This is a genomic window from Streptomyces sp. JK94, from assembly GCF_053613315.1.
Genome location: NZ_JBSICH010000033.1, coordinates 120342 through 141301, shown reverse-complemented (window position 1 = coordinate 141301; position 20960 = coordinate 120342). Strand labels below are relative to the sequence as shown.

The window sequence follows — 20960 nt, the reverse complement described above, 5'->3', positions numbered from 1 at the left end:
ACTGGCTGTTCTCTATCCGTGCGGGTGCTCGGCCGGGGCTCGAACAGGGTGCTGGATCGGGTGAGTTGTCGGGTGTTCGGACATGAAGGAAGGGCCTCTTGGTAGCTCGCGGATGTCGAGTCCAGCGAGGAGCAAGAGGCCCTGTTGTCGAAGTGTCGCGTGGTCGCAGTGGCCGGGTCCAGTCCGTCCACTCCTGGGTGTGACTGTCTCGCCCACAGGTTCGGGAATGCGGCCGACCGCCCGGGGCGCCGGCCCCGGTACGGCTCGGACATGAGCGATGCCGAGTGGGCAGCAGTGCGGGATCTGCTGCCGGTTCCGGGATGGCTGGCCGGCCGGGGCGGGCGGCCGGAGGGTTACTGCCACCGGCAGATGATCGACGCGGTGCGCTACCTCGTCGACAACGGCATCAAGTGGCGGGCGATGCCGTCGGACTTCCCGCCCTGGCCGCGGGTGTATGCCTTCTTCGCCCGCTGGCGGGACGCGGGACTCGTGGCCGAGCTGCATGACCGGCTGCGCGAGGCGGTCCGTGATGCCGAGGGACGCGACCGGGAGCCGAGTGCGGCGGTCATCGACTCGCAGTCGGTGAAGGCGGACGCCACCGTCGCCCTCACCTCGCGGGGCTACGACGCGGGCAAGAAGATCAATGGACGCAAGCGGCACCTGCTCACCGACACGCTCGGTCTGCTGCTGGCAGTGCTGGTCACCCCGGCGTCGACCACCGACCGGGACGCCGCCCGCCTCCTGCTGCCCGCGGCCCGGGGCCGCTTCGGGCGGCTGGCACGGGTGTGGGCCGACGGCGGCTACACCGGCCACCTCGTCGACTGGAGCGCAACGCAGCTCGGCGTCGTCCTGGACATCGTCCGCCGCAGCGACGACATCCGCGGCTTCCAGGTCCTGCCCCGCCGCTGGGTCGTGGAACGGTCTCTCGCCTGGTGCCTGCGCAGTCGGCGCCTGGTCCGGGACTACGAGCGGCGCACCGACACCAGCGAAGCGGTCATCCTGTGGTCGATGACCATGCTCATGAGCCGCCGCCTGGCCGCCCGGTGTCAGGAGCCTGTTGCGGCGCGGGCGGCATGAACCTGCCCGGTTTCGCTTCGACCAGCCAGCCCCGTTCCACCAGCCGTTTCAGCCGGGCCCTCGCCCCTTCGACGCGGGAGGCGGACGCGCTGTCCCAGCCCAGCACCACCGCCGCCCGCCGGGCACCCAGCCCGTCGCCTCCCGCATCGACCGCGGCGGCCATCAACGCCTGGTAGTCCGGCGACAACTCCGCCACCCCACTCGCGTGTCGCCGGTGCGGCACCGCCCGGCGAGGCCCGACCGCCTTCCTCCGCGGCACCTCGCCGGCCCCGTCGGCGGGTGCGTTCTCCTCGGCCAACGCTTCCAGATACTGCTCCAGACCGATCACCCGGCGCCGGTGCACCTCCTCCGCCTCCGCCAGAGCCGCCCGCACCCGTTCCAGCTCGGCTTCGAGGTCCTTCACCTGCGCGGCTGCGGCCTTCTGCCGCGTCTCCAGAACCGCCCGCATCGACGGCATCCGCTACCTCCACGACATCTCGCCCGGCAACAAGCCCAGGCTCCCGCAGCAGCTGCTACTTCATGCCTGACCAGCGAAGACGTCACACGAGGTTCGGAAAGAGAACGGTCTCTAAATGGCCGCCCGAAGGCCGCGGGAGCAGGTGCTCCCGCGGCCTGCCTCACGGTTCTACGGCCATGGCCAGTGGCCCCAGCTCGCCGCCCCGAGCACCAGGGACGCAACTGCTGCACCGGCCACAATCGCGGGCGAGATGTACACCGCGAAGACGGTGCGGCCGCCGACCAGCAGTTGTACGTTTGCGCGCCGTACATGGGCGGACGTCGACGACGGCGCCTCCGGGCCCCAGACGTCATCCGCGGGGCCATGCCCGGGTGGCTGCTGGCTGGAGCCTGTGCCATGGTGTGTACTCACCAGTTGTCCTTTCGCATGAGCACGGCCGCCGTCTCCCTGGCCGCCAAACCTGAAGAAGACGGTGGCACGCGACATTCGGTCCCCCCGGGTTCGAGAGGACACAAAAGGGCCCCACCAGACCTAGGCATGGTGGGGCCCTCATTGATGACGCGACCGTATCGGAGGCGCCAGGAGCGAGGCAAGTTGACCCTGCGACTCGTGCCCTCGCGTCAATGGCCAGACATTCACGGGGAGTTGTACCGGTACTGCGCATGCACAGGTCAGTGCCACGCGAAGCCCACACCGGCACCCCCGATGACGTCACCAACGGTGCTGAGGGTGATCAGGCGTTCGCGCTCGCCTGCTTGCGGCGTCGAAGGAGGGCCAGCACGGCGATTGCAGCGAAGGTCATCCACGCCTTGCCGAGAATCTGGCCGGGCAGGTACTCGAAGGAACCGAAGGCCAACTTGAGGAAGAGGAGGCTGTCTGCGAGCAGGCCGACGGCGTTCGAGGCGAGCATCGCGATCAGCAGGCCGCGCTTCCGGAGAGGCTCGTAGACGACGAAGTCCATTGTCTCGGCCACCGCGAAGGCGGCAGCTGAGGCGCCAGCCAGCGCCGGGTCAGCAAGGAAGTACGACAGGATGGTGCCGACGGCTATGGCCGCGAGAACAGCACCACGGCCGGCGGACTCACGGGCGAGGTCCCGAAGTACCAAGGCGAGACCCACCATGTAGACGCCGGCAGGGGCGGCGTAGCCGAAGCCGACGGAGACAGCTCCGAAGTGGGTGACGGCAAGGTTGGCGGCAGGGATGGTGGCGACGTAGGCGACGAGGGTCGCGATACCGGCAGGGGCGGGGACGTTCACGGTCTTCTTTCTGTTTCAGTGATGTGGTGGTTTGCGCCGATACCACGCCGTGGACGGACAGCGAGGCGAACGCCCAGACAGTACAACCCAGGCCACTGACATCGGCACGGCTCCTGGCCTTGGAGAGTCTGTCTGGGAATGAGTGCACTGCCGGCAGCATATGCAGACCAGGGCGGCATGAGTCGGCTACATGCGGGCGCACCTGGGAGCGCGCCTCGGGCATGCACTCGCAGGTCAGGCGGAGGTCGTTCCCCAGCGGTCGCGCGAGCGTCGTTGCTGTGCACGGCTCGCTGCGATGGCGGTGTCACCTCTGAGCAAGACGTTGTTTCAGCCGTAATCTGCGGCGCGATGCACTTAGCGAACCAACCCGATAGATCCACTTAGTCCCCATTAGACGAGTATGCGGCGACCGTAGGGAGACGCCGCAGGGGCACCTACTCTCCAGTATCGAAAATGCATGCGAATTTCCGATCTACTCCGTCGACTGCGTTGTCAGTGGATGCGCTTAAGCTCGTGCCAGTTGTTAAATCAGCAGGTGGGGGGCGAGCAGACGGATGTCTTCGGGCTTCGCGGTTGGACACCTCGTCGAGTTCACGGGGGCTCCGGGCATCGGCCGGGTTGGCGCCATCGACGGCGAGATGCTGCGCGTCGACTTCTTCGAATCAGTAGCCGAGGAGGTCGTCCACTCTCAGCGTGTGCCGGCGAGGAGCTGCTGGCGTGCCAAGCTCGAAGCCGAAACGCGGGTCTACTGGCGTGAACCGAGCACCGGAGATTGGCTCGCGGGCCGGGTCACGGGGGAGCGTCTCCCGGAATACTTCATCCAGGTCCCCAACAAGAAGTGGAACGAGAGCGCGAACGAGTGCGATCTCCGAGTGCGCTGGGACCGCCCCGTTCGTGATCCCCTCCAAGTCCTCACGAGTGGTGGTAGCGAGTCGGGGTTCTTCCGCGACGCTCGGCTTCCCTTCCTGCGTGACCTCGTTGCCCAACGAGCTGCCTGCGCGAACATAGCTGCGCTGCTGTCCTCGGCTGCCGAGGTCTTCCCACATCAGATCCGCGCGGCAATGACGGTGCTCACTGATCCAGTGCAGCGATACCTCATCGCAGACGAAGTAGGCCTCGGGAAGACCATCGAGGCTGGTTTCGTCATCCGGCAGACTCTCCTGGACGATCCGCAGGCACGAATAACGGTCGTTGCCCCCGAGCCACTGCGGCGCCAGTGGGACAAGGAGCTCCGCAACAAGTTCTTCGTCGACGACTTTCCATCGGCCCGAATTGTGATCACGTCTCACGAGACGCCGGAGAAGTGGTCCGCGTACCACGACAGTGCACTTGTCGTCGTGGACGAAGCCCATGCACTGGTACAGAACGCCGACGAGGGCCTCTCGCCCTACCGGGAACTAGCCGCCCTGGCGCACTCCGCACCAAGGCTTCTGCTCCTGTCCGCGACCCCCGTGACTTCGCACTACACCACTCACCTCGGCCTGTTGCACCTGCTAGACCGCGACCTCTACAGCTGGGACGACCGCGAAGCTTTCGAGCACCGTTATGCCCTACGAGCCGAGTTGGCCGACAGCGTCTACGCCTTGGATGCCACATTCACCTTTCTGCTGAGGTCCACGCTCGACGACATCCGGCGGATCCTTCCCGATGACCCCCGATTTGAGCACCTTGCAAAGCGGATCGTCGAATGTCTCACTGAGGACGATGACCTCCGCGATGAAGTAGAACCCGATGAGCTCTCCCTGCGCGTAGAGGAGTTGCGGGGCCACATCAGCGAGACGTACCGTCTCCACCGCCGGGTGATCCGACACCGGCGCGACCAGGTGGAGAGGCCCGAAGACGATTCCGAAGAAGGCGAACCCTACGCTGTCCGCGGGCGGAAGCTCTCGGACGTCATCACCCTGCCGTCCACCTTCGACGCGGTCGAAGCCGCCCTTACGGAGTGGCGGATTGGCGTCTCGAGTTCCTTGCTCGATGCCGGGCTTGAAGATCAGACCACCGCGTACGCCCGCATCCTCGGTGTACTCACGTCCAGGACTGGTGGGCCTTTCGACGACTTCGTCGACGCCCTGCGCTGGCGGGTCCGCAGAGATGCCGAGGCGGCGCAACGAGCCGGTCTTAGTGCCCAGGAGCAGACCATGCTCGCCGCGCCCACTCTCATCCCTGCAGAGGTGGAAGCACTCGACGAGCTAGAGAGGCACCTCGGCGAAGCAGAGGGCAACCAGCCGCTCAAGGCGACGGTCAACGCCCTCGTCCCAATTCTGAATCGCGGTGGTCGCATCGTTGTCTTCTGCGGCCCGGGACTGCTGGCGCACCAACTTGCAGCGCGCCTACGGCGGTTGTCTCGTACAGCCTGTGTTGTGGAGCACACCGCACAAGCCGGAGCGGTGGCTTCCGAGGATGCGGTCACGAAGTGGCGTACGGCGCCGGGCACGTCCGTCCTTGTCGCCGACCACACCGCCGAGGATGGGCTGAATCTTCAGGTCGCGAGTGCCGTCGTTCACATGCGTCTGCCGTGGAACCCCAACCAGCTCGAACAACGGATCGGGCGGGTTGACCGTTATCCCAGTGGCGAGTCCGTCAGCCATCTCGATGAAGCCAGCCAGTACGTGGTCAGCGCAAGCGCCGAGGATGAAGCCCTTGGTACGGCGTGGCTGAACCTGTTGCGTGACGGCTACGACGTCTTCTCGAGGTCCGTGTCGACACTGCAGGACGCCATCGCAGAAGGCCGCGACGCTGTCTGGAGCGACGCCCTCCGAGATGGCCCGTCCGGGCTCGCGTCCTCTCAGCAACGAGTTCAAGACCAGCTCCGCGAAGCGCGCCAACAGATCGAGAAGATGGACATGCTCGAAGCCATCTACCTTGATGTCGATGGCCGAGACAGCATGGTCAAGAACCTCAGAGGGCTAGAACTGGAGTGGAGGGAGATCCAGCGCGGCGTCTTCCGGTACACAAGCGCAGGATCTGGTGGTATCAACATCCGCCACTACGAGCGCACAGCCGGCAAGAGCGTCTTCGACCTCGCAGGGTCACGGCCGCAGGTGCCGCCGCGGCTCTACGTGGCGCAGACCGCGGCGCTGGATCCTGCCATGGCCCAGGGGACGTTCAACCGGTCCAGAGCCCTGCGTGATCCTGGCACAAGGTTGTTCCGCATAGGCAACCCCTTCATCGACGCGCTCGCCGCGTTGAGCGACATCGACGAACGTGGCCAGGCCACTGCCTACCAGCGCGTGGACCCCGGCCACATGGGTGACCCGGAGCCCTACTTCGGCTTCGACTTCCTGGTTGAGGCCGACGTTTCCGTGGCGGCAGAGGTGATGGCCAACCGGGAAGAGGTGAAACGGGCGTTGCAGCGCCAGGCCGATCTCCTCCTTCCGCCGTTCACGCGCAGAGTGTGGGTGCGGGCTGGAAGCGCCGAGGCGCTGACGCTGGCCTCGGCGCTCGAATGGCTGAACAAGTCCTACGACAAAGAGTGCCAAAACCTGAGTGGCCAGCGGATTCGTGTCCTCATCGACGTCTTCGGTGGCTGGTCGGAGTTCCGCCATGCTGCTGAGAACGCCGAGAAGGTCGCACGCGACGAACTCTTCCGCGTCACTGACCTGAAGGCACTCTGCGCCGAGGCCCAGGAACGCGGTCGCCGGCGACTCACCGTGACTCGGGCGCAGGCAGAGGCCCGCAGGGCTGCCGGTCGCCTCCTGCGTGAGGACGAAAGCCAACTGACAGACGTGAAGACCGCCGGTCTGCTCATCGACGGCCTCATGCAGCCCAGCGTACGGCTCATGTCTGCAACCTGCGTTCTCCGCGCTGGGAGAAAGGGGGCACAGGTAAGTGCGTGACAGTTGGATTGGTGCACAGCAACTCTTTGACACCTGGCCGTTCATTGTCCCGACGCCGGAGGAGCCGGAGTACAGCGGCACATTGCGACGGCTCAAGGATGCCCTCGACGGCCTCGCTGAACAGACGGCCTCGTGGCGTGACGTGGCAGCATTGACACGGCAGATTCTTCTGGAAGCTCAGGCCAGCGGAAACACCTATGGTCTCTCAATTCCACCTGGCGCACCGCTGCCCACGCGAGAACAGTGGGAACAGATGCACTGCCATGCGCTCCCGGACAGCCGTCGCGTCTTGGTCACAGCCCGGCCGTGGCATCCTGGCGGGGAAGATCAGAAAGCTGACGAAGCAGCCACGTACGACTTGGAGCAGGTCCACCTCGGGGAAAGCCTCCAACCACAGCTTGAGTTGGAGCCATGTCCAGCTGACCCCTTCTGGATCCGTGCTCTCGGCAGCCGTTACGCCCAGTACAAGTCAATCGGGCAGCGGCAAGCTGCGCGCGCTGTGGCACTCGCAGAGCCTGGCAGCACTGTCATCGCTTGTTTGCCCACTGGCCACGGCAAGACCGCCCTCGTACAGGCTCCGGCTCTGCTCGCAAGTAACCGTATCGGCGTCACCTTGGTCGTAGTGCCGACTGTCGTGCTCGCGTTGGACATGGAACGTCGTGCCCAGGAGTTGCTGAACAGCTGCGGGCGACGAAGTCCCTCCGGCCGCTACGCTTACATCGGCGGCCTCGACGAGAACCTCAAGCAACAAATACGAGAAGATATCCGAACAGGTAAACAGCGGCTAGTCTTCACGAACCCTGAATCACTCGTTTCTGGACTTAAGTCTGCGCTGGAAGATGCTGCCGAGGCAGGTCACCTTCATTACTTCGTCATTGACGAGGCCCACCTCGTCGAGCAATGGGGCGAAGGCTTTCGACCTGAGTTCCAAACCATGTCCGTCCACCGTCGGACCTGGCTGAGCGCAGCACCACCCGGACGCGCACCCGTGACGGTCTGCATGAGCGCCACACTCACCGAGCAGCAGGTAACCACGCTCGAGAAACTCTTCGCAGACCCCAAGCCAGCCGAGATCGTTTGGGGCGCCCAGGTGCGCCATGAACCCAGCTACTACATCGATGCCTTCACCGACGAGGAGCAGCGCACCGAGGCGCTCCTTCGCGCCATCGACCGTCTACCGAAACCACTAGCTCTGTACGTGACAGAGCGGAAAGACGCCAAGGCGTGGCTCGACCGCCTACGCACAGCCGGCTTCGCACGAGTAGCTGACGTCGCAGGCTATTCCAGCCCCGACGAACGCCGAAGCGCAGTGGAAGGCTGGAGCGGCCGTTCCGCTTCCGGCCCTATCCCCACCCGGTACGACATCGTCGTAGGAACTTCAGCCTTCGGCCTGGGTGTAGACCTACCCGACGTCCGCAGTGTGGTGCACGCCTGCCTGCCCGAAACCGTCGACCGCTACTACCAGGAGGTAGGGCGCACAGGCCGGGACGGACGTCCGTCCGTGGCCTACCTGGCGTCCGCCCCCCGGGATGAGCCCGTTGCCGAGGGCATCAATCGGCAAGCAATCATCGGTGCAGACAAAGCGTGGTCGAGGTGGCGGTGGATGTGGACGCTCAGGGACAAGACATACCCACGTCAGCGTCACTACCTCGTCAACCTTGACTCCATCCCGGACAACGTCCACGACACCTCGGAGGCAAACCGCGACTGGAACATCCGCACCTTGAACCTCATGTTGCGCGCCGGGCTCATCGGTCTCCACGTTCCTGAGCCGCCCCAGCGACACGGCGACGAACCACGCGCAGCCTTCCAGGAACGCCTCGACCGGTTCTACGAGGTGGCATCCACACATGTGGACGTCACGCTCGAAGACACTCAGACCAACGACGAGGAGCACTTCCGGACTCGGTTCGAAGCGGAGCGCCGGCGCTCAATCACCGCGCAGCGACAGGCCCTATCCGATCTCCGCACCCTGCTATGCGGTGATCGATGCACAGGCGAGGTTCTCCGCACTTACTACCGGGTTCAGCAAGGTGGCGCCCCACTGCTGACGGGGGTGAATTGCCGAGGCTGCCCCAGTTGCAGAACGACAGGCCTTCCGCAGGAGAACGGCTTCTACAAGCTGGCCGGAGACCCTCATCCACTGGTTCCAGCCCCTAGGCGGACCAGCCGCGATCCACTCCGAAGCATGCGTGGCACCGCGTCCTGCCTCAGTTTGTGGTGGGGGACCGAGACGGACCGTCAGGTCAAGGTGCCTCGGCTGCTGGAGATGTTGGCCCTTCGTGGCATGAATGTGATTGGTGGGCCAGGGATCACCCCATCTCTAGCCGAAGCTCTTCAGGAGGATGTGGCACCGCGGCCGATCATCTGCGACACCGACGCGGATCTGCTCCGCTTCTACGAAGGCCCCATCGTCTGGGTTCTGGACGATGATCTGTCACCGATGGACCGGGTGCTCAGGTCGCGGCTTGACTCACCAGATGTGACCTACTTGATCCACGCGCGAAGTACGCCGGATCCGAGTCGCCCAGGCCTGGCCTTCGGTGCTCTTCATGCTCAAAGTTTCTCCGTACAGACCGCGTTGGAGTCGTTCTGATGGCCCTGATCAACGTGGACGCCTCGCGCCCCGACCCCATGTGGGCAGTCGTCCGTCTACTGGCCCATTCGAAGAAGCCGGTACCACTCAACGGCGCCCGCGCTCTGCTGAGTCCACCGACCCTCGCATCCGGTGACAAAGACGCGTCGGAGATGTTCAACAAAGCCGTCAAGACGCTGCGGGAGCTCGGGCTGCTCCACGTCGCCGAATCCACCGGTGAGCTGACGCTCATGGGACCCGCTGAGCATCTCGACGGCCAAGACTGGGACGCATTCGCGGCTGCGCTGCGCAGCGCCGTCTTTGCACCTGAGCGCAACAGCGGCTTGGGGGACAACGATGAACAGAGGGAATCCCGAGACCTCACGCGTGCCCTGGCATGGTTCCTCACGCTAGATCCCATGGGCCCTGCTGTGGACTGGGACCAGGCGCAGGGTCTCATGAAGGAGACCCCTCTCAGACCCGAGGCGGGACCGGCTGTCGTGAACGCCGAGCGATGGCGACAGTTCTGCGACTGGGCCCCCGCGCTAGGGCTCGCAGCACGACCACTCCTTGCCGGCGGAGGTGGCAGTCGATTGGTACCCGACTGCACCGCAGCGGTCAGATACGTCATGCAGTGCCTATGGGAGCCGGGCCGCCAGGTGAATGCCGTAACAGCCGTCCGAAGCGTCCGCGAGCACTTGCCGGTACTCTCCAGCGGCCAATACTCCCTGGCTCTCCACCTCCCCAACCCCGGTGACCGTGTAGCGGGCCCTGCTCTCTCCTTTGCGCTGCTCCGCGGTAACGACGAGGGCTGGCTGCGCCTAGAACTCGATTCCGATGCCGCATTGGTGCTGCAGGTGAGCGATCCAGAGCAGCCCTCGAGTCCTCGCTACGTAAGCGACATCACGATCCAGGAGGCCCCCAGTGCCTGACTTCCACGGAAAGGTCTGCTGGGATCCCGCAACGGCCGCCAATACCGTTAGCGTTGAAGCCATCTCGCCATCTGCGGCCGTGTTTCGGGCCACTCATGCGCCGTTGCGGATCCAGCGAGCGCGGCTCGACGGCCGGCAACTCGTGCTTGAGGGTCAGCCGGTCGACGAGCGGACGGTTCTTCACGACTTCTTGAATCATGAGTCCAACAGCGGCGCACTCCTTATGCCCATCGTGGGCGAGTCCGGGTCGGGAAAGTCTCACCTCGTCAGATGGGTCCGAGAGCACCTCGAACTGGTCGACGACGGGCGCCGTGATCGCGAGATCATCTACCTTGAGAAGCACAGAACAAGCCTCAAGGCAGTGGTGCAAAGCCTGATCGCCAAGGCAGATAGTGATGAACTGAAGCAACTCAAAGCGGAGATCGACAAATTTACCGCTGACATCGACGCATCAGTGCTGGCTCGGCGGCTGATCCACTCCCTCAACGAGACCCTCGTAGCCGAGACCGGCCGCGGCGTCTCGGGGCCGGCGCGGCAACTCTTCGGCCCTCATGGTCTCGGAGCACTCCTTGACGATCCGCACGTCAGCGAATTCATGCTCCAGCCCGAGAAGTTTGTTCCACAACTAGCCACGTACCTCCTACGAGACCGCACCAAGGGTGACAAAGATCGCCCGCCGAAGTTCACAGTTGATGATCTCCCGCTAGACATCACAGATGTCAGCAAGGCTTCGGCGCTGGCCAAGAAGTGGGTACAGGTTCTCAGCGCCAAGGCCGAACTCCAGGAGATCGCGATCGACCTCCTGAACGAACACTTGGAGACTGCGATCAATCGCAGCTTCAACCTCGGCATGGGCCGCTTGCTGGAAGCGATGACCCTTGTCCGCGAGGAGTACCACCGACAGGGCAAAGAGATTGTTCTCCTCATCGAAGACTTTGCTCTCATTCAGGGTGTGCAGAAGGACCTGCTGGACGCCGTTGTCGAAGCCGCTCACCGTGAGGGAGCGACACGACTAGCCCCCATCCGGACCCTTATGGCGGTAACAACTGGCTACTTCCGTGACTTGCCAGAGACCGCGCTCACCCGTGTACAAGCAAACCTGGGCTACGCGTATGACCTCGATGTTCCGTTCAGCGAAGAAGACACCGGTGAAGAAGCCATCGCTGCATTCGTTGGCCGCTACCTCAACGCAGCGCGCATCGGCAAGGATCAACTGGAACAGGTAGGCGGCGCCGAACCGCCGAACGCATGTGACACCTGCCCCCTGCAGCCCCGTTGCCACGACGCGTTTGGAGCATCAGCGGATGGATACGGGCTCTACCCCTTCAACCGCTCAGCCCTGACTCGCATGGTCCACTCCACCGCTTCGAAGGATGAACCCTGGGGATTCGTCCCCCGAACGGTGCTCGGGAGTGTGGTGCGGCCAATTCTCATTGAGCACGCTGGTTCACTGCGGCGCGGAGAGTTTCCCGATGCGGCCTTCTCCGAAAGCTTCCCTACGGCTGACATCGATACAACGCTCGACACAGCCGTGCGATCGTTCATCGATACCAATGATCGGGTGGCCGGCCCACGGCGACAGCTGATCCTTGAGTTCTGGGGCGACGCCGCTGCTCAGGGCATCGGAATCGATCCCACGGTGTTGGAGGCGTTTGCTCTCAACCCCCTGGCTGCGGGAGTCCAAGCCCCTCCGCAGCAGCCACAACGTGAGGCTGAGCCTTCCCCCCAACGGAGCGTCACGCCAGGCACTGCCAAGACGGAAGACAAGACTTATCGCCTGTCCGTTCAGCGGAGCCTTCAGAACATCGAGGAGTGGGTGACCCGCGGCGACGATCTCAAGCAGGATCACGCCCGAGCCATCCGCACAGTCATCGCAACAGCGGTAGCGGAGCGGTACCGCTGGAACGCGCCGCTCATGCAGGCGCAGAGCAACGTGAAGGAGAAGGGCTGGCCGAATAACGGCACCGTCGTCAGCATCGAAGGCTCTGCGGTTGCAGGCATCACAGGCGCTGATAGCGCGCCGATCCAGTTCAAGCGAAGTGCCACGAACAGCAGGTTCTTCCAGAGCTTGATCCGTGCGCAGAACGGGTTGGACCAGGTACGCGGTGAGGACATCCGCAGGCTCGCGACCCTCGCCGAGCGGCACGCCGGTGCGCTGGCATCCCGAGTTCAATGCAACTTGGAGATCACGGACGACGACCTTGTCCTTGGCCTACGAGCGTCCGTTCTGGGAGCCGTTCTTGCTGGTCGCTGCTGGCCTGGCATGAGCATCGAAGAGCTCCTGGCGGCAGCGGTGGACGACGGCGAAGCTTGGAAGGGTACCGGCGTCATGTCAAGGCCGGACCGGTGGACCGCCGCCCTCAACCAGCACCTGTCGGCGCGCAGTGCCCTGGTGAAACGTATTCGTACCGGGATCGGCATCTCGCAGGGCAGCAGAGGAGCCGTGGGCATGATCGATGCAGCCCGGGCAATCCCTCTGCTGGAAGAGGCAACAGCCACCTGGGCGTGGGAAACGCCAACGGGCAGCGTCCCAGAGTGGGTGAAGCCCGTAGTCAAACCATTCGCGTCATGGTCCACGCTGATCGACGGGCAAGTCACGGTGCTCAAGGAGTGGCTGAGCGACATCCGAATGCGGCAACCCCGCAGCACCCCGGGGAACCACACCCTGGCCAGCATCAGAACTGCCGTCGACAGGGCAAGAGAGGTCAGTCTGTCGTTGCCCGCCCAACGAGCGCGTGAACTCGATGCTCTCCTCGAGCAGGCAGCTGCTGTGGAGTGGTCCACGATCTCCGCTCTGGAAGATGACCTGGCCCGGTGCTTCGACGACGATCGCCCTGAGGCGTCGCGTCTGATTGCGTGCATCCGCACGGCCGCCCAGGACCGAGGAGCTTCCATCGAAGTTATCCGGAACCTGCTTTGTGTCGCTGATGAGTGGCTTGATGAGGCACTGAAGGGTGCCGAGATGCGGGCGAGTTCTTCGGCCGCCAAGAGCGCAGCCGAGGGCGTGCAGGAACTCATTGCCGAATGGCATTCCCTGGCAGTCGAAGGGGCTGATCAACCGTGACTCGGATGTCAGTGTACGAGAAGGCAAAGCTGCTTGAGGATCACGCTTCACGCATCGCGGATGGTGAGGATTCACAGCGGCAGGCCACTCGTGTATCAAGCCGGTTGCTGGAACTCCGCTCTCAGCTCAACCAGCTTCGCTCGCAACTGGCCGTCACACAGGCCCTACAGTCCCGCGGCGCGGGACTCAACATCGACTTGTCCGGCATCGATGACGGCAGAGCTGGATTCGAACGCAGTCTGGGACCCAGCGGACTCCCCTCCAACCAGGTGTTCAACACGGCGAAGAAGAAGACACAGGCAGTAACCGATCGTCTCGCGGAAGAGAATCAATCCGCTTGGTCAGCCTGGACTGAGCAACTCCTCGCGGACCTGCCCCTTGCGCGAATCTCGATGCTCGTCGAACTCGAAACGGAGAAGCAGGCTTCCAAGCGACAACTTGAACTGGAGCGAATCGCCAGGGGCAAGGCTTCTAAAGAAGCCATCACCACATTCGCGACCACGTACGCCGGCCTAGCGGAACTCCTTCAAGACACTCAAGACCCGCCGGAAGCACTCGTCGACCTGCTGAATCGGCTACGCGAGCAACCTGGCCTGACGCTAAGCGACGTCACAGACGAAGAGATCGCACTCCTTCGCGAATGCCGGATGGACGCCCACATCACCCTGAAGAGGAAGGGTTCGTGAACCAGAGCATAGTAGGCCGGAAGTTCGCCAACGAGCTCCTGAACCAACTTGAAGACCTTGAGTTGCCCCTCCTCATGTGGGGCATGACGGAAGGTGCACTCTCAGAGGATGACGTCCTCAACTGCATCGAGCAGTTCCTCGACGAATGCGACAATCCGCCAGTACTATCAGCCGTCGAGATCCTCCGCGAGCTGCAGGGCCGCGCGCTGCTCTTCAAGGTGCCCTGGCCTAGCGACGGATCAATCCGCTACCGCACTCGTTTTGCCGAAGCTCTGCGCTTGACCGCCGGACTGCGTCAACTCTTCCGCCCTCGCGGAGACTGGGCAGACGACACCCCCAACGGGTGGTGGCGGCAAGGGAAGCGACTCGTTGCTGACTACCGCCTACACGTTCGCTATCGCCGTTACCCTGATCGAGATATTCCAGGCTCCCAAACACTCAAGGAGTTGCGAACCCTTCCCGGTTGGGGCGATCTCCAAGGCCGCGTTGCCCAGGACCAACTGGGCGGCAAGAACCTCGCCCGTTTTCAGTTGGAGGCAACGCAAGCCGTCTTCTCCTCACTCCAGGGCCAAAACCGTTCTAAGGGCATCATCGTCAGCGCCGGCACCGGTAGCGGCAAGACGCTGTCCTTCTACCTGCCCGCCTTCGCAGCCATAGCGGAGCACGCGACCAACAGGGTCCAGAGCAGGATCCACACTCTGGCTCTGTATCCGCGAACTGAGTTGTTGCGGGATCAGTTGCGCGATGCGATCGTCAATGCTCGCAGCGTTCAGAGCGCGCTCGTCAGCCAGGGGAAGATGCCTCTGCGTCTCGGCGCACTCTACGGGGGCACCCCGAATCACGCCGACGACTGGCGACTTCAGCCCGGACGAGGTTCCGGCCGTTGGGCACGTGTAGGGGACGGCGCCGTGTGTCCCTTCCTTCCCTGTCCCAGCCCTGAGTGTGAAGACGGCGAGTTGATTTGGTCCGATAGGGACCGCGCTGAACGCGTTGAACGCCTCATATGCCGACGCTGCGGGGACGAAATCCCGGACGGCCAACTCGCCCTGACTCGCGAGTCCTTGAAGAAGAACCCGCCGTACCTGTTGTTCACCACTACGGAGATGCTGAACAACTGCAGCGCCGACGGCTACCTCGATAGCCTCCTGGGCTGGCGCGGGGGAAGCGTGCCGTCCCTGATGCTCCTCGATGAGGTGCACACCTACTCGGGAGTGCACGGGGCGCAGGTCGCCTACCTCCTACGCAGATGGAGGGACGCAGTAGGCAAACCCGTAACTTTCGTGGGCCTCAGCGCCACACTGCGCGACGCGAACCAGTTCTTCGCACAGTTGGTCGGCCTGCGCGAGAGTGACGTGGACTCCATTGCACCCGAAGATGCCACCATGGTGCGGGAAGGCCGCGAGTACGCGCTCGCGCTGCGAGGCGACCCAGTCTCGGGAGCCAGTCTCCTGTCCACGTCGATCCAGACTGCGATGCTCTGGGGCCGCGTACTCGACAACGGTGACGACGCCTTCCTCTACGGCTCGACCGGGTTCCTATTCACGGATGCCCTGGACGTCACCAACCGCTTCTACAAGTACCTCCGCGACGCCGAGGGCGACCAGGACCACCGCGGGCGCACGAATCGCCGGGGTGACGTGCTGGCCGGGTTGCGGTCACGTGCGCGCCCTGAGCCCGGGCCTCGCTACCTCGAGGGACAGAACTGGGAACTCGTCGAGCGGGTCGGTCATGAACTCGACCCCGATCTCCGCATGCACCCCTTGATCATCGGGCGAACCTCATCCCAGGACGCGGGGGTTAACCGCAATGCGAACCTCACGATCGCTACAGCGTCGTTGGAAGTGGGCTTCAACGATCCCCGGGTTGGTCTCGTCCTTCAACACAAGGCACCACGGAATGCCGCTTCGTTCATCCAGCGCCGCGGCCGCGCCGGCCGAGAGCGCGGGACTCGGCCGCTGACCATCGTGACCTTGTCGGACTACGGTCGCGATCGCCTGGCCTACCAGGGCTACGAAACGCTCTTTGCTCCGGAGGTCGCTGCTACGACCCTGCCGCTCAAGAACCGGTACGTCCTCAAGATCCAGGGAGCCCAGTCTCTTCTTGACTGGGCCGGGCGCAGGATGCGTGTCCAGGTCGGGCGCGGCGACGTGCGGAAGCTCCTGACGACCCCGGATGACCCGAGGATCTTGTCCGAGTACGAGAACGAGCGCCTCGGACTGATCAAAATCCTGCATCAACTGCTGACCGAGGAGCGTGTCCAGGACGAGTTTGCACGGCACCTCGTCAAGGCGTTGAAGATCAGCGTCGACGAGGCACAGGCCGTGTTGTGGGAACAGCCTCGTTCCCTCCTCCTGGCCGTCGTGCCCACGGCTCTTCGCCGGCTTCGCTCCCGTTGGGAACCTCTTGTAAACGACCCCGGCATGGGCAAGAAGGCCATGCTCCCCGAGTTCATCACCCGGACCCTGTTCGAGCCGCTGAACCTTCCTGAGGTCGATCTGGAACTCCCCTTCGATAATGGGGATGGATCCATCGAGCACATGCCCATCGGTAAGGCATTGACTGAAGCCGTGCCGGGACGGGTCAGCCGGCGCTTCGGGTACCTGGACGACACTCACCGCACGTGGCTCCCCATCCCCGACGACGACGGCAATGTGCTCAACCTGAGGGAAATCGTCACCGAGGGCAGGCTGGAGGGCACCTGGCAGCCTCATGGACATGATGGCGCCAACCTCGAAGTCGTCCGCCCCTTGAGCCTGGCGCTTTCCCAACCCGATCCCGACATCGTGGACCAGTCCCACGGCCAGCCGCAGTGGGGCACCCAGATCGTCGTGGAGGACGACGCGCCCCTCAGTGAGGGCACCGTGCCGAAGCCGTCCCCCTGGCAACGTCGCATTGACACGGTCAGCTTTGCGACCCACGCGACCGGCAACCCTGTACAAGTGCGCCGCATGACGTTCGGCGCTGAGTGCAACGTCCGCCGGGAACGGCAGAACAGTCAAGCCCGCACTGTTCGATACGAACTCCGGGGACGACCGGCCGCACTCGGATTCGCCTTGGGCGTCGATGCCATCCGCTTCGCACTCAAGCCGCTCAACCTCGACGATCCAGCTGTCATGGAGTACCTCACTACGCCTCAGTGGCGCTCTCTGGCCTTCTTGCACACGGTTCAGGAGGATCCGGCCTTGGCCGAGATCTCCGACAGCTTCCAGAGGGAGCGCCTGGCCCAGATCTATCTGACCGCGTTCGCTCTGGCCGGACTCGACGGGAACCGCACGAACGCTGACGTCCGTGCGCTGCTGAAGAACGGTTCCTGGACTCACGATCTCTCCAAGATCTTCCAAGTGCTCTACCGTGACTCCGACGTGACTGAGCAGGAGGTCGACGGTGATCGACTCGTGTCAGAGTTGATCAAGCTTGTCGCCAACGGCACGGTCATCACAGCTCTGGACAGGGCAGCAGAGCTGCTGGTAGCAGAGGACATTTCAGCCGAGACCAGCCCGCTCGCGCGGCGCACATACCGCGACACGATGGCAGCTGCGATTCTCGCTGCTGCTCAACGCGCGTGCCCGAACGCACAGGACGGCGATCTCATCGTTGACACACTTCCCGGTGAGGGAGAGGACTCGCTCACCGAGGTGTGGCTCAGCGAAACGTCCGTGGGTGGGTTGGGGATCGTCGAGCAGTTGGTCGACTTCTACTCGAAGGATCCCCGGCAATTCTGGGGGCTTGTGACGAGCAGCCTCGCGCCAAGCGAATACGAGTACGTCGACGCCACGCTGACCCGGTTCCTCCGGCATGTCATCGACGAACCCAGCGGAACAGCTGCCCAGGCAATGGCGACACTCCGGGCCGGCAGTTCCGCCAAAGAAGCCGAGGACGCTCTGGACGTCCTTCGCGAGGCCTGGGCACGGCTCGACGGCCCGCCTCGGCATGCAGCTGTTGCTGCCCTGTCCACGCGGCTTCTGCGCCCGGGGTCTGGACCCGATACTGACGTCACCGCTCTCGTCCTTGTTGACGCATGGACGGAGTTGGAGCAACGTCTCCGGGTCGAGGTCGACGCTCGCGTAATCGCATACGCCGTAGGATCCGGCAAGCTCCAGTTGGAAGGCGCCCGGTCCCTGACCGCAGACCAGGTCTTCAGTCTTCTGTGGCCCCGTGGCCACCAGGCCCGCACTCAAGACCTGAAGCACTACCAGCCATACGCCGACGGCCCCGTCCTCGAGCGTCTGCTGGTCCAAGCCGCACACGATGACCGTATACCGGTGATCGACGTCACCAAGCCCACCTGGGATAACGCCTACCGGCAGCAATTGACCGCGACCTCGGCTGTCGAGCTGGTCTGCCCAGCGGGAGACGCAACTCTGATGGCTCAAGCCTTGAAGCAGGTTCCGGTCACGCCCATCGACCGGGATGTGCTGCGCGTCTACGGAGAAGTCTGCGGCGTGGTCCGCCACCAGAACGAGATTCGAGTCAGGGTCGAATTGAGGGAGGCAGCCCAGTGAAATCCCAGGAACGAACCCTCCGCACTGGGCGGCACACCGCGATTCGCGTTGACACCATGCTGTCCGCCGCGCTGATTGCGGAGTTCATCGCACCCAGCGACCACCTGTGGTTGGTGTCCGCATGGATCACCGACGTCCAGGTCCTCGACAACAGCCACGGCGCCTACGACGCACTCTTTGGAGACACCCCTCCCGTGGGGTGCCGACTCTCAGACGCCGTGGCCCGCATTGCCCATGGTGGCGCACAGGTACACGTCGTGACCCGCGATGATCCCCACAACGAGGACTTTCTACGCCGCCTGATGAAGGCGGCATCAGGAAGGAAGCTTCACATCGTCCGTGACCCGGATATCCACGAGAAGACGCTGTGCGGGAATGACTGGATGCTGAGTGGATCGATGAACTTCACGATCCGAGGCATGGCCCGGAACGACGAAAAGATCACTTACCGGGCAGGCAGCGACGCTGCCGCTCAAGCACGCATTGACCTGGCCGAGCGGTGGGGGAACGGAGAATGAACCAGACCACGTCCTGGACCATTGATCGTATCCAGGCGTTCCTGCACAGGTTCTTCGGCGAGGGCAACGACGCGTGGCCCAAGATGGACCCCAAGCACTCGTGGACAGCGCGCACCGAGCCCTTCGTCAAGATCGCGCTGGGCGATAACGACGCGCCCATCGTTCTCCCTCGTTGGGTCGCCGAAAACCAGTCGTACTCGATGTACGCCATCGCACGTGACCCAGCAGATGCCGGCAAGACAGCTGAACTCATTGAGGCATTTGCCGGGCCTACGTACATTTACTGCAACATGGAGCGCGGTGGCCTTCGTCCAACCCTCCTCGACCGGGACGATCCCGTGGAACGCGCAGTCATCGACCTGGCCGGCGAACGTTCCACTTTCCGGCTGTCAACCGGGGAGAGCGACAAGTATCGGCAGGGCCTGACTGATGCTCTGCTACTGATGCAGCAGACCTACCTGAGGCGTCCGCCAAGGCTGTGGCGCGTAGTAAAGCCAGTCGGACGTCTCATCGCCGAGTTCGACGCGGCTCTCGCGGCCGGCGGCGAAGCTGCGTCGCTTGACCTCCTTGAGCAACTCGCTGCCGCGGGCGGGCTTACTGCGACGAATCTCGCGCATCTCAAGCTCAAGAGACTTGACCGTCTCGGAGCGAGTACCAAGGTGCTGCAGTTCCCGGCACTCCAGGACGTGGCCCGGCAAGATCCTCCTGCGCCGGTGAAGGCAGCAATCCTGAACGCCGTGTACACCGTTGCTCTGGAGGAGCCACTCGCGGCTCGGAATCTGGAGGCGGCCAAGTCCAACCTCATCACCCACGGCAGGGCCGTCCCCGAGCTGCTCGCAGGCGACCCGCGGTCGTATGGACCGCAGGCCATGACGGTGCTCCTTCTGGCTTGCGTGATCCTCAAGAACGCAGAGGCCGCACGCCGGTTCGTGGCGGCTGCTGAGGACCTTGACCAAACACCCGAGATCCCCACGCTTGTGTTGAACGAGGCCAATGCGCTCATTGCGCAAACTTCGGACGACCTTGATGCCTCCACAGTCGCGCAACCCGAGGAGTCGGCAGACACGGCCACTCCGATCAACGACTGGCCAGCCCTGTTCTTCGCGCTCGCCGAGGGCGACAGCGCGGCGAAGGACGCGCTGGATGAGGAACAGTGGACCCTGTGGCCCACTCCTGCAGAGCACGATGGGACCCTCGCCGAGTTCCTGGACGGGTTGAGCGACGGTGCCGCGCGAGAACTATGGCGCGCAGTAGGCTCGTTCATCGATGCCGTGGGCTACGACGACCCCGCACCCGAATGCGCCCACGCATTCATCCGCAACGCAGTGCTTTTCAACCGCTACAGCCCTGGCGACTTGGCGGCCTTGCAGGCGCTGATGGAGATCGCACTTCGCGCTGCTCCCTGTGCCGAGCAGTACGCGGAGATCCTCAGGGACATTGGTTCGGACACGGATCGGTGGGTTGCTCCCGAACGGGCCTCGGTTGTCTTGGACTTCGTCGACCGCTTGTTCCTTGCAGCGTGCCCTGATCCTGAGGCCCGCACGAGCCTGTGCTCGCAACTGCTCGGGCCTCTGTCTGCACACAGCCGCCGCCTCACTGAGGCAGACCTTGCCTTCGCGCGCCGGCTCTCTGAAGACCTAGGCATCAGCTTCTCCTGGGATGCTCCTGCTGGCGAAGACGGCAAGGAGAGCACGCCCGTCGAGTTCCCCTCGGCGACACTGCTGCTCTACTCACTGGACGAGGCAGTGCTCACCCGATGCCAGGAGGAACTGAAGCGGCTCGCTCCCGCTGTGAAGGTCTTGACTGCTTACGACCACGTAGGCACGCCGCAGCTGCGGCAGAAGGCCCGTACTGCGAATGTGATCATTTTGGCCACGCGCTGCGCCAAGCACGCGGCCACCGGCTTCATTGATCAGAACAAGACGACAAAGCACGTCGGATATGCGAACGGGAGTGGCTCCGCATCACTCCTCCGCGCTGCGGTCGATGCGCTCCGCCTCGCAGCAGCAGAGTCCTAACAGAACGGCGGCCGCCCAGGACCGGGCGGCCGCCGCAGCA

General features: G+C 64.0%; 11 protein-coding genes. 9 read left to right on the top strand and 2 right to left on the bottom strand.

The features are described 5' to 3' along the window. Nucleotides 1–270: 270 nt before the first annotated feature. Nucleotides 271–1077 carry an IS5 family transposase gene (locus tag ACVV2G_RS26075; protein WP_453842038.1) on the top strand — a complete coding sequence of 269 codons (807 nt, stop codon included), beginning with the start codon at nt 271–273 and terminating at the stop codon, nt 1075–1077. On the opposite strand, the gene ACVV2G_RS26070 is transcribed toward ACVV2G_RS26075, so the two are convergent. Beyond that, a complete protein-coding gene (locus tag ACVV2G_RS26070; RefSeq protein ID WP_453842056.1) occupies nt 1019–1525 on the bottom strand; it encodes a hypothetical protein in 507 nt (168 codons plus the stop codon). The two genes, ACVV2G_RS26075 and ACVV2G_RS26070, sit on opposite strands and share 59 nt — an antisense overlap. 742 nt (nt 1526–2267) lie before the next feature. Continuing rightward, the gene (locus ACVV2G_RS26065; protein WP_453845197.1) at nt 2268–2789 is read right to left on the bottom strand and encodes a VUT family protein; all 522 of its coding nucleotides are present in this window, start codon (nt 2787–2789) and stop codon (nt 2268–2270) included. Between the two features lie 554 nt (nt 2790–3343). Between ACVV2G_RS26065 and dpdE the strand changes: the two genes are divergently transcribed. Genes dpdE through dpdD form a run of 8 tightly spaced genes read left to right on the top strand, consistent with a single transcriptional unit; the run spans nt 3344 to nt 20920 of the window. Then, complete coding sequence (gene dpdE, locus ACVV2G_RS26060; RefSeq protein ID WP_453845196.1) at nt 3344–6625, top strand: protein DpdE; 3282 nt, start codon at nt 3344–3346, stop codon at nt 6623–6625. After that, on the top strand, nt 6618–9221 hold the full coding sequence (gene dpdF / locus ACVV2G_RS26055; RefSeq protein WP_453845195.1) for a protein DpdF: 2604 nt from the start codon (nt 6618–6620) through the stop codon (nt 9219–9221). Before dpdE ends, dpdF begins: the two co-directional genes overlap by 8 nt. Further along, nucleotides 9221–10132, top strand: a complete 912-nt coding sequence (gene dpdG / locus ACVV2G_RS26050; RefSeq protein ID WP_453845194.1) for a protein DpdG — start codon at nt 9221–9223, stop codon at nt 10130–10132. The genes dpdF and dpdG overlap by 1 nt, the downstream gene beginning before the upstream one ends. Next, nucleotides 10125–13196, top strand: coding sequence for a protein DpdH (gene dpdH, locus ACVV2G_RS26045; RefSeq protein WP_453845193.1), 3072 nt, complete (start codon nt 10125–10127; stop codon nt 13194–13196). Before dpdG ends, dpdH begins: the two co-directional genes overlap by 8 nt. Before the next feature lie 5 nt (nt 13197–13201). After that, nucleotides 13202–13882: a hypothetical protein gene (locus tag ACVV2G_RS26040; protein ID WP_359568364.1), complete on the top strand. Its 681-nt coding sequence runs from the start codon at nt 13202–13204 to the stop codon at nt 13880–13882. Further along, nucleotides 13879–18384 (top strand): protein DpdJ, encoded by a 4506-nt coding sequence (dpdJ, locus tag ACVV2G_RS26035; protein ID WP_453845192.1) that lies wholly within the window; start codon nt 13879–13881, stop codon nt 18382–18384. The genes ACVV2G_RS26040 and dpdJ overlap by 4 nt, the downstream gene beginning before the upstream one ends. Beyond that, complete coding sequence (gene dpdK, locus ACVV2G_RS26030; RefSeq protein ID WP_275120966.1) at nt 18381–18902, top strand: phospholipase D-like domain-containing protein DpdK; 522 nt, start codon at nt 18381–18383, stop codon at nt 18900–18902. Before dpdJ ends, dpdK begins: the two co-directional genes overlap by 4 nt. Further along, nucleotides 18899–20920, top strand: a complete 2022-nt coding sequence (dpdD, locus tag ACVV2G_RS26025; RefSeq protein WP_453845191.1) for a protein DpdD — start codon at nt 18899–18901, stop codon at nt 20918–20920. The genes dpdK and dpdD overlap by 4 nt, the downstream gene beginning before the upstream one ends. Nucleotides 20921–20960 lie beyond the last annotated feature (40 nt).

Coding starts and splice junctions, on each gene's coding strand:
- ACVV2G_RS26075 (WP_453842038.1), top strand. CDS start 271: ATGAGCGATGCCGAGTGGGCAGCAGTGCGGGATCTGCTGCCGGTTCCG.
- ACVV2G_RS26070 (WP_453842056.1), bottom strand. CDS start 1,525: ATGCGGGCGGTTCTGGAGACGCGGCAGAAGGCCGCAGCCGCGCAGGTG.
- dpdE (WP_453845196.1), top strand. CDS start 3,344: ATGTCTTCGGGCTTCGCGGTTGGACACCTCGTCGAGTTCACGGGGGCT.
- dpdG (WP_453845194.1), top strand. CDS start 9,221: ATGGCCCTGATCAACGTGGACGCCTCGCGCCCCGACCCCATGTGGGCA.
- ACVV2G_RS26040 (WP_359568364.1), top strand. CDS start 13,202: ATGTCAGTGTACGAGAAGGCAAAGCTGCTTGAGGATCACGCTTCACGC.
- dpdD (WP_453845191.1), top strand. CDS start 18,899: ATGAACCAGACCACGTCCTGGACCATTGATCGTATCCAGGCGTTCCTG.